The following is a 13,386-nucleotide window of genomic DNA, read 5'->3' on the forward strand; positions in this document are numbered from 1 at the left end:
GCGGGCCACGCAACGCTACTTGATGACGTACCCATGCATGATGGTCATGACGGCAGCAACGCTTTGCTCCCGGGTGCGTTCAGGATTGTAGGTTTGCCTGTCCAGTCCCACCACGAAGATGGCTCCGAAGATGGCTGCTTCGAGACTTCCACGCGCAATGGAGGTGTCTACCGTGTACCCCGAGGCTACGCCTTCGACTGCCTTGCCGATCACCGCCAGGAGTTCACCCCGCAGTTCAGCGAAAACCGCGCTCCACTCCCCGGGAGCCCGCCAGTTCTCGCTCACCCAGAGCCGGGCGAAGGAGGGATAGTCGTCCATGAATTCCATGGCTTGTTCCACCATGTCCCTCATGGCTTCCAGTGGATCTTCGGTCTGGCCCTCGATGGCTTGGAGCCGCCCCAGCATGATGTCCACGCCGTGCCGCAGCAACTGGGCAATGAGGTCCGACTTGCTGCCGAAGTTGTAATACACCGTTCCCTTGGAAACGCCGGCCGCAGCCGCGATCTCGTCCACGGTCACACCGGCGGCACCGCGTTCGCCGATGAGCTCCATGGACGCCTCGAACAGGCGCTGCTTTGTTGCATTGGTGCGCTCGGGCCGGAGTTTCTTCCCGGAACCAGGGGCCGCGGGGGTACTCATACTGCAATCTCCGGCTTCAGGGTCTTGAGGGTCCACATCTTGTGCTTACGAACGGCGAGGGTGGAGAGTGCCGCTCCCAGCAAAGTGTATCCAAGGAGGCCCAGTACGGTGGGCAAGATCATGGTCAGTTCACCGCCATAGATCAGGTGTCGCATCCCTGTGACCACGTAGCCCATGGGCATGATCTCGTGAACCACATGCAAAGGCATGGGAGTGGTCTGCCAAGGGAACGTGCCGCCCGAGGACACGAGCTGGAGGACCAGGAGGATCAGCACCACGAACTTGCCCGGAGTTCCAAGGAGAGCCACGATGCCCTGGATGATGGCGCTGAACGCCATGACGGCGGCCAACATGAACAGCCACATGCCGATCGGGTGCGAGGCGTTGAGCCCGAGGCCCAGGTTCACCACCAGCGTGAGGATCGTGGCCTGGAAGACGGAAACCACGAAGAACGGCAGCCAGCCGCCCACGGCGATCTTCCAGGAAGGGGCGTTCGAGGCCAAGGCGCGCTGGGTGATGGGCCGCATGGCCTGGACCAGCATGAACACGCCGATCCACAGTGCGAGCGTCAGGAAGAACGGTGCCAGGCCGGCGCCGTAGGAGTTGGCCTTGGCCTGTGAGACGTTCTCCACGGCAACGGGATCGGCGATCACCTTGGAGACGTTGCTCTTTTGTTCTTCATCGGGGTTGGGGATGTCGCCGGCGCCCTTGGCCAGTTCGGAGGCGAGTGTATGGGCGCCATCCGACGCCGTGACCGCGCCGCTGGCCAGTTGTCCCGCGCCGTCGTCCAATTGGTGCGCCCCGCCGTCGAGCTTGATGGCACCGTCCAAGGCACTCTGCTGGCCGGCCGCCAACGAAGCCGCGCCGGTGCTGAGCTGGCCTGCACCCGCGGAGGCTTTCGAGATGGCGTCAGCCAGTGCAGGTGTAGCTCCAGCGAGCTGCGCGGCGCCTGCGCTCACTGCGGCCGAACCGTCGGAGAGCTGCTGGATCTTGGCCGCGTCACCCGCGATCTTGGCTTTGGCATCGGTTACCGGGCTCGAGGCTGCTGCGGCGTCAAAGTCGGCGAGGACCTTGTCCGCCTGTTCCTGGGTCAGGACACCCGAGGCAACCAGGCGTGCGTTGGATTCGACCACCCGGTTCCGGAGGCCCTTGTCCGCAGCGTCCAATTGCCCGACGACGTCCTGCACCTTGGCGTTCAACTCCGCGTTGCCCGCGGCTACTTGGGCGGCACCGTTTGCCAGCTTTTGGGAATCCGCAGGCAGCGTGGCGGTTTTGTTTTTCAGTTCGGTGAGACCGGAGCTCAACTGGCCCGCGCCCGCGTTGAGCTGGTTTGCGCCATCGCGCAGTTGGGTCTGTCCAGCCACCAGTTGGTCGGCGCCGGTGGCGAGCTGGGAGGTGCCGTCGTGGAGCGTGGCAGCGCCGTCGCTCAGCTTGCCGACGCCGTCGGCCAACTGTCCGGCGCCGTCGGCGGCCTTGACGATCGAAGCGTGGATGGTTCCGAAGCCGGTGAGCAGCTGGTTTGCTGTCTCCTCGCCCACTTCCTTGGCCACTGTGGAGTGCACAGCCGTGGTGAGCTTGTCCACGATGGTGCTCAGGAGGTAGTTGTTGGCGTCGTTGGTGGTGACGTGCAGCATGGCCTGGTTGGCGGCGTCGAAGCTGCCGGGCGAAACCAAGTTGGACGAGAAGTCCTTGGGGATCCGCAGGGCGAAGGCGTATTCGCCGGTCTTGACGCCCGCGTCGGCTTCCTCCGCGTTGGAGACCTGCTTCCAGTTGAAGACGTGGCCCTCCACCAGGCTGTCTGCCACCTTTTTGCCGGCCTGGAGCTCGGTGCCGTCCTTCGCCGTGGCGCCCGAGTCCTCAACCACCAACGCGGCATCGATCTGGTTCAGGTTGCCGTAGGGGTCCCAGTTCGCGTAGAGATACACGGCGCCGTACAGCAGGGGCACCATGGTCAGGGCGAGGATGGTCAGCTTGGGCAGGAGCCCGCCGGTCATGCGCTTGAGTTCGGAGCGGGCGAGCCGCAGAACAGTCACTTTGCAGTCCTTTGGAGGTCTTGGATTTCTTGGTGTTCTTCCGCTTCGGCAAGCGGGGTTTCGGGCACGACGGCGGTTGCTTCCGTCGCCGTTACGGGCTCGGCCTCTGCGTCTGCTCCGCCTTGTTCAGGTTCGGCTTCGGCTGCGTGCGATACCGAGTTGCCGATCACTGCCGCGGGTCCGTCCCAGTGCTCCGGGAGGGCGCTGACCGTCGCCACCACCGCGAGTGGCCTTCCGGCGTCGGACGCCAATGCCTGCAGCCGCGGCAACCAGGCCGAGGGGTCGGCGCTGTGGCGGTCCGGAGAGTCGACCACGAGGAGGTCGACGGCAGGGTCTGCCAACGCCAGCGACGTCAGGAGCTCAAGGCGGCGGTGGGCCGGAAGCTGCTCGATCCAAAGGTCCGCGATGTCCTCGAAGCTGTTCACCTTCAGCCACGGCTTGCTGAGCAACGCACCCCGGTAGCGGCGGGGGATAAGGGACAGGTCCTCGGTGACGAGGTCGCGCACGCTCAGGTGCTGTTCCGGTTCGTTGACCCCGGGCGAGTCGATCAGTGCGCTCGCGAGCCGGATCCTCTTGACCTTGCTGGTGTTGTCCCAGGTCAGGGTTCCGTCGCTGGACTTCATCCGGCCGCTCAGTGCGAGCGCCAAGGCGGTCCGCTGGTCCTGTCCTTCGCCGGATACGAGGATGAGTTCGCCGCGTTGGACCTGGAGCGAGGTGGCTGGCAGCAGGTCGGTGCGGCGGCCGTTGATCTGGAGTTGCTGTACGGACAGCATGTGATCCCTTCAAGCAATGGGTTCTTCTTCTGCAATTATTCTAACTAAACTGACTGGTCAGTTCAAATAGATGTATCTCACTTGCCGAGCCAACCCGGCGTAGGCTTCTCCCATGACTGCCGAAAACTCCCGTGAATTCGACGTAATTGTGATAGGTGCCGGAGCTGTGGGGGAGAACGTGGCGGACAGGGTGGTCCTCGGCGGCTTGTCGGCAGTGATCATCGAAAGCGAGCTGGTGGGTGGCGAGTGCTCGTACTGGGCGTGCATCCCCTCGAAAGCGTTGCTCAGGCCCGGAAGCGTGCTGCACGCGGCACAGTTGATCCCGGGTGCAACGGAAGCCGTCACAGGAGTGCTGGATACCCAGGCGGTGCTGAACCACCGGGACTGGTTTACCAACAACTGGCAGGACGGCAGCCAGGCGGAGTGGCTGGACAGCGCAGGCATTGAGCTCATTCGTGGCAGGGCACGCATCACGGGTCCCCGCGAAGTGCAGGTGGACGGACTCGACGGCAACAGCTACGCGCTCAAAGCGCACCACGCCGTGGTCATCGCCACGGGCTCAACGCCCACTGTGCCGGCGATTCCGGGTCTGTCCGATGTTCCCTTCTGGACCACGCGCGGCGCGACCGCCGCCAAGGAAGTCCCGCGCCGCTTCGTTGTGCTGGGCGGCGGCGTTGCGGGCGTCGAGTTGGCCCAGGCTTTCGCCCGACTGGGCTCGGACGTCACGCTCATCGCGCGGGGGAGGCTACTCAGCACCTACCCCGAGGAAGCAGCGGAACTCGTATTAGCCGGGCTCCGTGCCGATGGCGTCGCCGTGCACTTGCACACGGACGTCGAGAAAGTGGAGAAGGCCGACGACGGTTCGCTGTCAGTTGCGTTCGACGGGACAACCGTGTCCGCCGACCAACTCCTGGTGGCGTCCGGAAGGCATCCGGCGCTGGCCAACCTGGGCCTGGAAAGCGTGGGCGTCGAAGCCGAGGACGGCAAGCTGAAGCTCAGCACGGATGCCAGTGGCCTGGTTGACGGGCCGGCCAGCGACGGCACCAGTGGCTATTGGCTCTACGCGGCGGGAGATGCTGCGGGCAAAGTGCTGCTCACCCATCAGGGCAAGTATGAAGCGCGTGCCACGGGAGATGCGATCGTTGCCCGGGCCAAGGGCGCCCTGCGGGGTGCTCCGAAACCTTGGAGCTCCCTGGCCCATACCGCCAACGATCACGCGGTGCCCAGTGTCGTCTTCACCGATCCGGAGGTCGCGTCAGTAGGGCCCACCCTGGAACAGGCGTTGCTGCAGGGCAGGAACGTAACCGGCGTGGACCTGCCCATCAATGTCTCGGGTTCGCAGCTGTATGCACCGGACTACAAGGGCTGGGCCCAGATCGTGGTGGACGAGGACCGCAGGGTGATCCTCGGTGCAACGTTCGTAGGCCCGGGCGTTGCGGAGTTGCTGCACTCGGCCACGATTGCGATCGTGGGCGAGGTTCCGTTGGGCCGGTTGTGGCATGCGGTGCCGTCGTACCCCACCATCAGCGAGGTTTGGTTGCGGCTCTTGGAGAAGTACGGGCTATGACGCTGCACTGATGAAATTTGCTGGATCATTCTTGCCTGCGCGGCCGCGTCCCCTGCGCCTGCGGGTTCCGCGGGCGGCAAACGGGCGATGATTGAGCAGATTTTGGCGCTACGCGTGCATCGCTCCCTTGAACCAGCCAGTGATCGTAGCCGGATGGGTGATCGCGGTGCCAACAACCACAGCGAAGGCGCCAGCATCGAGGGCCTGACGCGCCTGCGCCGGGGTGTGGATGCGGCCCTCTGCAATCAGGGGCTTGCCGAGGTTGGCCGCAGCGATCTGTTCCAGCAGGGCCAGGTCCGGGCCGTCCGTCTTGGGGCGCTCGCCGGTGTAACCCGCCAAGGTGGTGCCGATCAGGTCCGCGCCCGCGTCAACAGCAGCAACGGCGTCGTCGAACGAGCCACAATCAGCCATGACCAAAGCATGCGATTCGGCGTGGATGCCGGCCACCGTGCCAGCCAAGGACAGCCCGTCCGGCCGTGTACGCCGTGTTCCGTCGACAGCCACCACATGCGCGCCGGCGTTGGCCACGGCAAGGGCGTGGCGCAGTGTGGGCGTGATGAAAACGCCGTCGTGACCGTCCTTCCAGAGTCCAATCACGGGGACCTCGACGGCGGCACGCGTGAATTGCACGTCGGCCAACCCTTGGACGCGTATCGCCGCTGCACCACCGATCACCGCCGATGCCGCCACCTGTCCTGTGGTGCGTGGATCCCGCATGGGCTCGCCGGGGTACGCCTGGCAAGAGACGATCAGCTGGGAGCGCAGGGCTTCAAGGTTTTCGGAAGTGAGGATCAAGGGTGTTCCTTTACGGGAGAACGAGTTTCGCCGCACCAACAATGGCGGCGCTGTTGCCGAGGGCGGCCCGGACTACAGGAACGGCAGCCAGCGGGGCCAGCAGTTCCTGACGTAGGGCCGCCTCCATGGGTTTCCACCACAGCTCACCAGCGTCGGCGAGGCCGCCGGAAATGACGACGGTTTCGGGATCGAGGATGTTGATCAGTCCGCCGACGGCTTGACCGGCGGCTACCGCACCGAGTTCGACGGCGGCCCGCGCAGCAGTGGCGTTATCGGGGGAGCCGGCGGCAGCACCGGCGTCGGGCGCCCGGGAGGCAAGCGAGAAGACACCGCGGGTGTCGGTTGCCTCCGCCGCGGAACCGCCTAAGCGAAGGAAGGACTCATGGATTGCCGGACCGGAAGCCACCGCTTCGACATGGCCGGCGGACCCGCAAACGCAAGGCAGCGGCTTCCCGTCACCCACAGCCAGGGGAGAGGCGAAGTGGCCCACGTGCCCACCCACAAAACGGTGCCCGAGAACAGGGTGACCGTTCAGGACGAAGCTGCCGCCAACCCCGGTTCCAAAGGCGACCAATAGCGAACTGGAGGAACCAGCGGCGGCACCGAGCCAGGCCTCACCCAGGGCGTGGGCGTGGACATCGTTGACGGCACGGACAGCCGCAGCAGGAAGCGAAAGGCGCGTGGCGAGCCCGGCAGCCAACGAGGTTCCTGCCCATCCGCGAATGGCGTCGGTCGCCGAGACAACCACCCCGGCAGCAGCGTCAATGACCCCGGCGGAACCGACGCCGACGCCGGACACGGTCAGTCCGGCGTCGGCGGCGCGCTCCACCAAGCCCGAAACCAGGGCTGCGGTGGCATCAAGGATCGCCTCGCCACCGGCCCGATTCAGTGTCGGAATGGTGTCCGAGAAGAGCACCTCGCCCGAGCCGGAGACCACCCCGGCGGCGGTCTTGGTGCCGCCGAGGTCAACGCCGATTACGTGGGTCATGGAAGCGGTCATCGGAAGGTCAGACCAGCCCGTTCCGCTCCAGGATGGCGCGGATCGCAGCCGTTTCGGCCTCGTTCAGGGACAGCATCGGCGAGCTCATGGTGTTGGATTCGATAATTCCCATGACCTGGAGAGCGGTTTTGAAGGCACCCAGGCCTGCTGCGCCGCCGGACACCCGGCCGCCCGGGGTGTAGACGATCTCGAAGACGTCGGCCAAGCGATCCTGCTCCCGCGCTGCCAAAGCCCAATCGCCGGCCTGCGCAGCGTCGAAGAGGCGGCGGTAGCCGGCGGGGTCCACGTTGCCAAGGCCCGGGACAACACCCTGCGCGCCGCCCAAGAGGGCACCATCAACCACAACTTCGTGTCCGGTGAAAATATCGAAGTCGGGGATGTCCTTCGCAGCGAGGAGCAGCTGCCGGAAGGAAACGTCGTCTCCCGAGGAGTCTTTGACGCCTGCGATGACGCCGTCGCGGCCAAGGCGAACCAACAAATCGGTGGGCAGCTTGAAGTGGGTGCGGACGGGCACGTCGTAGGCAAAGATGGGCTTCTGGATGGCCTCGTGGATGCTGCGGAAGTGGGTCTCGGTCTCCGCAGCGTTGCCGATTGCGTAGTACATGGATGTCACCACGATCGCATCGGCGCCAAGGTCCACCACCTTGCGGGCTTCCTCAATGACGCGGTTGGTGGTCTGCTCGTTGGCGCCCACGATCAGCGGCACCGCACCGGCGTTGGCTTCGGCGATGGTGGTCACCACCAGCTCCCGCTCTTCGTTGGTGAGATAGGGAACTTCGCCGGAGGAGCCCAGCACAAAAAGCCCGGATACACCGCCGTCGATCAGGTGCTTGGTGACGTTCTTCAACGACTGGACGTCGATGCTGCCATCGGCGTGGCGGGGCGTGATGACCGGGGGAATGACGCCCTGGAACTGAGTGGACACAGAAATCTCCGTTGTTTGTAACTTGCGAAAGGAAAACTAGATGTGGAGCAGACTGGGCGCGGCGCCAAGCAGCTTGCGGGTGTAGTCGTTGCTGGGGTTGTCGAAGACCTGGGCGGCTGTGCCTTGTTCGACGATCTTGCCGAAGTACATGACGCAGATCCGGTCCGAGACGTACCTGACGGTCTGGATGTCGTGGGAAATGAACACCATGCCGAGGTTCAGCTGCGTTTTCAGGTCGGACAGCAGGTTCAGCACTTGCGCCCGGACCGAAACGTCCAGCGCCGACGTCGGCTCGTCCGCCACGATGATGTCCGGGTCCAGCGCCAGCGCGCGGGCGATCGCCACACGCTGCCGCTGGCCACCGGAAACTTGCGACGGCGTCACTTCGGCTGCCGACTGTGGCAAGCCAACCAGCGCCAATAGCTCCTTGACCTTCGCCGTGCGGCTCGCGGCGGTGCCGATGCCGTGGACCTGCAGGGGGTCGGTAAGGATGTCCTGGATGGTCATGCGCGGGTTCAGCGCCGTGGATGGATCCTGGAAAACCACGGAAACTGAACGGCCGAACTCCCGCCGCATGGCAGCGTTCCGCTTGATGGCCGGCTTGCCGTGGAACAGGACCTGGCCCGACGTCGGCGGCTGCAGTCCCACGAGCACTGAGGCAAGCGTGGACTTGCCGCAGCCGGACTCACCAACGATGCCGACCGTCTCGCCGCGGCTGATGCTGAAGTCCACGCCGTCCACAGCCTTGACGATGTTGGGACGGAACAGGCCGCCGGTGCGCGCCCGGTGGTAGACCTTGACGTCCTTGAGCTCAATCACTGGAGTGGTAGTCACTTTGCATCCTCCTTCAGGTGGCTCGCCCAGTAGTGGTCGGCATCGTCACCGTTCGCCGCCGCGACAGTGGTGAGGACCAGCTTCTGGTTGGGGTCGGCGTCGGGCCGCAGCGAGCGGGCCGCGAAGCGGTCCCCCGTGGCGAAATCGCGCGGTGAAGGTACTGTGCCGGGGATCTGGTGGAGCCTGGCGGCGTCGGCTTCAATGGACAGCACCGCACCGAGCAGGCCCCGTGTGTATTCGTGCTTGGGGTTCTGCAACAGTTCGGAAGCCTGTGCGGATTCAACCACCTGGCCGGCGTACATCACCGTGATGCGGTGCGCGAGCGAGGCAACCAAGGCGAGGTCGTGGCTGACGAACACCATGGCAAAACCGAGCTGTTCCCGCAATTCGTTGAGCAGGTCCACCACTTGCTTCTGGACGGTGACGTCGAGTGCCGTGGTGGGTTCGTCCGCAACCACGATCTTCGGCGAACGGGACAACGCCATGGCAATCAGCACACGCTGGCGTTGGCCTCCGGAGAGTTCGTGCGGGTAGCTGGCCAGAGTCCGGACCGGGTCCAGCTTGACCATTTCCAGCAGCTCGGCAGGAGTCTTTCGGCCGCCACGCTTTGTGAGCTGCTCGAGTTGCTCCTTGATCTTCATAGACGGGTTCAGGGAGCTCAAAGCATCCTGGTACACCATGGCGATCTGCTCGCCGCGCAGGCCAACGTAGGCCTTGGGGTTGCTGTGCTCCGTCTTGGGATCCAGGAGTTCCTTGCCGTCGAAAGTGATGGATCCTGTGATTTTCGCGGTCTTCGGCAGGAGGCCCATGACGGCAAGGGACGTGATCGACTTACCGCAGCCGGACTCGCCGACCAGGCCCATGGTTTCGCCCTCACGGACCGTGAAGGACACGTTGTCCACGATCGCGATGTCCCCGAAGCGGCCGGGGAAGCGGATGGACAGGTTCTTTACCTCAAGGACGTTGCGTGCGCCTGCCGGTACCTGCGGGAGGCGGTCGGTGCGCTTCGCTTCGATTTCTGCCAGCAACTCAAGTTCCCGGTCCAGCAGGAGATGCGGATTGGTGGCGGCGGGAGCATCGGTGAGCAGGGCGGAATGGCCCAGCGCATCGGTGAACGTGTCCCCGGAAGCCGCACGGACGCCGTCGAGCTCGTGTTCCTCAACAACGGAAGCTTGGGCAACTGACGTAGCCACCTCGGTGTCCACGGTGGAAACGGCGGCCGTGGAACCGTCGTCGTCCTTGACCACCGGAGCGCGGCGGAGCCTGGGGTTGACCATGGCGTCGGTGAGGCCCTCGGCGAGGATGTTCAAGGAAAGGACGGTCAGCAGGATCGTCAGGCCGGCGAAGGTGGTGGCCCACCAGCCGCCGGAGAGGACCAGGTTGCGGCCGTAGGAAATCACGTTGCCCCAGGACGGAGCGGGATCCTGCACACCGGCACCCAGGAAGGACAGGGAGGCTTCGAGGATGATCGCGTCGGCCACCATTACCGTGGCGAACACCAGCACGGGCGCGGCGGTGTTGCGGACGATGTGCTTGACCAGGATGTAGAACCGGCCGGCGCCAATCACGCGCTCAGCGCGGACGTAGTCTTCGCCGTACTGGGCCAGGACGTTGGCGCGGACCACACGGGCCAGCTGCGGGGTGTAGATGATGGCGATCGCGATGATGATGGTCGGGACCGAGTTGCCGAACGCTGCGAGCAAGACGGCGGCCAGGGCGATGCCCGGGAAGGCCATGAGGATGTCCATGATCCGCATGATGATCTCGTTCACGGACTTGCTGGACGTCGCTGCGAATGAGCCCAAGAGCGCGCCCACCAGGATCGCCAGGCCCACGGCGCCGAGGCCGATCATGAGCGAAGACTGCGCACCGAAGAGGAGCCTGGAGAAGATGTCGCGGCCCAGGCGGTCGGTGCCGAAGAAGTGCTCGGCGCCCGGCGGTGTGGCCGGAATGAAGGTTTCCAACGGATCATGCGGGGCGAGGACCGGCGCGAAAACGGCCGCGAGGACGATGAGGATGAGGAAGAGCAGGGCGATGCGGGAGCCCCAAGGCAAGGCCTTGAAACGAAGGCCCGGGGCGCTCAGCCGTTCTGCGAGCTTGCTGCGCATGAGCTATACCGTCCTGATTCGGGGGTTGATGAGCAGGTAAAGAAGGTCCACCACGATGTTCACCAGAACGAACGTGACTGAGATGGTGAGCACCACGCCCTGGACCAGGTTGACGTCCAGGTTGGTGATGCCGTTGAGGATCAGCTGGCCCATGCCGGGCAGCGCGAAGATCATTTCAATCACGACGGCGCCACCCAGGAGGTAGCCGACGCGCAGTCCCAGCACGGTCACCGGGGTGACGAGAGCATTGCGGAGGACGTTCTTGGAAACGACTTCGCGGTAGGGGACGCCGTTGCCGATGGCCGTGCGGACGTAGTCGCGGTCGAGTTCTTCAACCATCGACGTGCGGACCACGCGGATCAGCGAGGCCGAGACAGGGATGCCGAGCGCCAAAGCCGGGAGGGCCATCGAGTTGAGCCAACCGCCGAAGCCGGACTCCGGCGTCGCAATACCGCCCGAGGGGAACATCGGGTTCTCGCCAAGCGCGAACCACTGGATCAGGAGGATGCCGAGCCAGAACGACGGCGTGGCGATCGCGGCGATCGAGAAGACCCGGACCAGCTGGTCCTGCCATTTGTCGCGGTACAGGGCTCCGATGATGCCGAAAGCCAGGGAGACGACGATCGCGATCAGCACGCCAAGGAAGGTGAGCTGAAGAGTCAGGGGAAAGGCGGAGCCGATCATGGAAGCGACGGACTTCGCCGGGGGAGTGGTGACTCCGAGGTCGAACTGCAGGAGCTTTCCGAGGAAGCGGAAGTACTGCAGGACCAGGGGGTCGTTGAGGCCGTTCTCCTGGCGGTACTGTTGCTTTGCTTCTTCGCTGGCGCCGTCACCGAGGGCCGAGCTGGCCTGGTCGCCGGGAGCGGCCTGCAGGACGAGGAAGACGAGCAACGTGATGCCCAGGATCATTAATGGCAATGCTGCAAGTCTGCGGCCGAGCAGACGCAATATCGTGACCAATGTGTTCTCCGGTTGATTGTGGGTTGCGGGGCCTGCTCTGCGCTTTATTTGGGGGATTTAGCGCGCTCAGCGGGCCCCGCAACGTGTCGGGACTGCTAGGCAGTACGCCCGACGCCGATGAAGGACAGACCCGTAGTGGGCAACGGCTTGAAACCGTTGAGCTTTTTCTCGTCCCAGGCACTGGGCAGCTGGCGGTGGAAGAGCGGGTACAGCGGGACTTCCTCGGAGACCAGGTCCACGATTTCCGCGACGGTCTTCTTGGCAGCGTCTCCGGATGCCTGGGAGCCCTTGTTCATGAGGTCCTGCAGCTTGGTGCGCTCGGGGGTGGTCCAGAAGGCGCGCTTTTCCATCCAGGTGGCGCCCGAGTAGAACCAGCTCAGGAGCAGGTCTGCGTCGTTGCCGAACACCGAGGGATCACCGGGCGCTGCAACCACGGAGTAGTCGCCCTTGCCCACGCGGTCCGTGTACAAAGCGCCGGACTGCAGGTTCTTGACCGTGACCTTGACGCCCGGGAGCTTGTTCCATGACTCGAGGATGAGCGGAGCCACGTCCTTGACCCACGCGGTGTCCGTGGTGAGGAGCTCGAATTCGAGGTTGGTGACGCCGGCCTGCTTCAGCAGGTCCGCGGCCTTGGAGGCGTCGTAGCCATAGACGTTCTTGGCCTTGACGTAGTCGGGGTGGCCTTCCTGGAAGTACGAGCTTGCGGGCTTGGCATTGCCGAACAGGGCCTTCTTGATGATGGCTTCCTTGTCCATGCCGTAGTGCAGGGCCTGGCGGACCAACATGTTGTCGAATGGTGCCTTGGCGCAGTTGAACATCAGGAACAGGAGGCCGAAGGATTGTACGGACTCAACCTTGACCTTGGACTTCAGTCCGTCGACATCCAGGTACGGCACGTCTTCGATGGCCTGGACACGGCCGGACTGGACCGCGGTGACGCGGGCGGCGGCGTCGGAAAGCAACAGCCAGGTCATACCCTTGGCCAGGGCAGGCTTGGGGCCGTTGTAGTCGGCGAAGGCCTCGAAGACGATCTTGTCGTCCTTGACTGCGGAGACCAACTTGTAGGGACCGGACCCCACCGGTTTGGCGTCGAAGGCCTTGAGGTCCGTGGCGAGCGCCTTCGGGACGATCTTCACTACGGAGATGCGCGGACCGAAGCCGGGGAAGGCGTACTTAAGGGTGAACTCCACCGTCTTGGCATCAACGGGCTTGACGTCCTGGATGAACGGGATGAACTGCGAGAACAGCGACTTGTTGGCCGGGTCCATCACTCGGGTGAAGGAGAAGGCCACGTCTTCGGTGGTGACGGGAGTGCCATCGTGGAACTTGGCGCCATCGCGGATGGTCACCTGGTACGTGGTGTCGTTGACCTTCTTGGGGTCCGAGGCAGCCAGTGCGTTGTAGGGCTCGCGGGTGGCCGGGTGCAGTTCGATGAGGCCTTCGAAGATGTGCAGGTTCGCGGCCATCGGGGTCGCACCCGAGGAGCTCAGCGGATCGAAACCCGTGGAAAGGGCGTAGGAGATGCCTGCCTCGATGGTGAGGTCCTTGTTTACTGCAGCAGTGTTCGTCGTGTTGCCGGTGGTGGTGCTGGCTGCGCCGCCGCACGCAGAAAGGGTTGCCGTGAAGGCGGCTGCTGCACCAACTGCGCCGCTTAGCTTCAGGAAGTTCCGGCGGCTGGCGTCATTGACCAGCGGCAGGCGGTTGATCGTCTTGCTCATAGGGTGCCTCACCATTCAACGTCTCGTGGGTTAT

General features: G+C 64.5%; 11 protein-coding genes. 1 reads left to right on the forward strand and 10 read right to left on the reverse strand.

From position 1 onward, the window contains the following. Positions 1-15: 15 nt before the first annotated feature. From ACIPY2_RS11480 to ACIPY2_RS11490, 3 genes are read right to left on the reverse strand one after another with little or no spacing between them, the layout of a single operon-like run. On the reverse strand, positions 16-639 hold the full coding sequence (locus tag ACIPY2_RS11480; protein ID WP_400266507.1) for a TetR/AcrR family transcriptional regulator: 624 nt from the start codon (positions 637-639) through the stop codon (positions 16-18). Next, positions 636-2,672 carry a YhgE/Pip family protein gene (locus ACIPY2_RS11485; protein WP_400266508.1) on the reverse strand — a complete coding sequence of 679 codons (2,037 nt, stop codon included), beginning with the start codon at positions 2,670-2,672 and terminating at the stop codon, positions 636-638. The genes ACIPY2_RS11480 and ACIPY2_RS11485 overlap by 4 nt, the downstream gene beginning before the upstream one ends. Then, complete coding sequence (locus ACIPY2_RS11490; protein ID WP_400266509.1) at positions 2,669-3,445, reverse strand: ABC transporter ATP-binding protein; 777 nt, start codon at positions 3,443-3,445, stop codon at positions 2,669-2,671. The genes ACIPY2_RS11485 and ACIPY2_RS11490 overlap by 4 nt, the downstream gene beginning before the upstream one ends. 112 nt (positions 3,446-3,557) lie before the next feature. Between ACIPY2_RS11490 and ACIPY2_RS11495 the strand changes: the two genes are divergently transcribed. Next, positions 3,558-5,012, forward strand: coding sequence for a dihydrolipoyl dehydrogenase family protein (locus ACIPY2_RS11495; protein ID WP_400266510.1), 1,455 nt, complete (start codon positions 3,558-3,560; stop codon positions 5,010-5,012). 108 nt (positions 5,013-5,120) lie between these two features. Here the strand turns inward: ACIPY2_RS11495 and ACIPY2_RS11500 are convergent, their stop codons facing one another. From ACIPY2_RS11500 to ACIPY2_RS11530, 7 genes are all read right to left on the reverse strand, one after another. After that, positions 5,121-5,807, reverse strand: coding sequence for an N-acetylmannosamine-6-phosphate 2-epimerase (locus tag ACIPY2_RS11500; protein ID WP_400266511.1), 687 nt, complete (start codon positions 5,805-5,807; stop codon positions 5,121-5,123). A 10-nt stretch (positions 5,808-5,817) separates the two neighbouring features. Further along, a complete protein-coding gene (locus ACIPY2_RS11505) occupies positions 5,818-6,795 on the reverse strand; it encodes an ROK family protein (protein WP_400266512.1) in 978 nt (325 codons plus the stop codon). Positions 6,796-6,814: 19 nt separating this feature from the next. Then, positions 6,815-7,732 (reverse strand): dihydrodipicolinate synthase family protein, encoded by a 918-nt coding sequence (locus tag ACIPY2_RS11510; protein ID WP_400266513.1) that lies wholly within the window; start codon positions 7,730-7,732, stop codon positions 6,815-6,817. Positions 7,733-7,768: 36 nt separating this feature from the next. Then, positions 7,769-8,566: an ATP-binding cassette domain-containing protein gene (locus tag ACIPY2_RS11515; RefSeq protein WP_400266514.1), complete on the reverse strand. Its 798-nt coding sequence runs from the start codon at positions 8,564-8,566 to the stop codon at positions 7,769-7,771. Then, positions 8,563-10,674, reverse strand: a complete 2,112-nt coding sequence (locus ACIPY2_RS11520; RefSeq protein ID WP_400266515.1) for a dipeptide/oligopeptide/nickel ABC transporter permease/ATP-binding protein — start codon at positions 10,672-10,674, stop codon at positions 8,563-8,565. Before ACIPY2_RS11520 ends, ACIPY2_RS11515 begins: the two co-directional genes overlap by 4 nt. 3 nt (positions 10,675-10,677) lie before the next feature. After that, positions 10,678-11,634, reverse strand: coding sequence for an ABC transporter permease (locus ACIPY2_RS11525; protein ID WP_186313600.1), 957 nt, complete (start codon positions 11,632-11,634; stop codon positions 10,678-10,680). A 95-nt stretch (positions 11,635-11,729) separates the two neighbouring features. Further along, positions 11,730-13,352: an ABC transporter substrate-binding protein gene (locus tag ACIPY2_RS11530; protein WP_400266516.1), complete on the reverse strand. Its 1,623-nt coding sequence runs from the start codon at positions 13,350-13,352 to the stop codon at positions 11,730-11,732. Positions 13,353-13,386: the final 34 nt, after the last annotated feature.

Origin of the sequence: Paenarthrobacter sp. NPDC089675, from assembly GCF_044749185.1 — a bacterium.
GTDB lineage: Bacteria > Actinomycetota > Actinomycetes > Actinomycetales > Micrococcaceae > Arthrobacter.

Bases quoted from the DNA above. Each gene is read 5' to 3' on its own strand.
- ACIPY2_RS11505 (WP_400266512.1), bottom strand. From the start codon at position 6,795: ATGACCCACGTAATCGGCGTTGACCTCGGCGGCACCAAGACCGCCGCC.
- ACIPY2_RS11490 (WP_400266509.1), bottom strand. From the start codon at position 3,445: ATGCTGTCCGTACAGCAACTCCAGATCAACGGCCGCCGCACCGACCTG.
- ACIPY2_RS11480 (WP_400266507.1), bottom strand. From the start codon at position 639: ATGAGTACCCCCGCGGCCCCTGGTTCCGGGAAGAAACTCCGGCCCGAG.
- ACIPY2_RS11530 (WP_400266516.1), bottom strand. From the start codon at position 13,352: ATGAGCAAGACGATCAACCGCCTGCCGCTGGTCAATGACGCCAGCCGC.
- ACIPY2_RS11495 (WP_400266510.1), top strand. From the start codon at position 3,558: ATGACTGCCGAAAACTCCCGTGAATTCGACGTAATTGTGATAGGTGCC.
- ACIPY2_RS11520 (WP_400266515.1), bottom strand. From the start codon at position 10,674: ATGCGCAGCAAGCTCGCAGAACGGCTGAGCGCCCCGGGCCTTCGTTTC.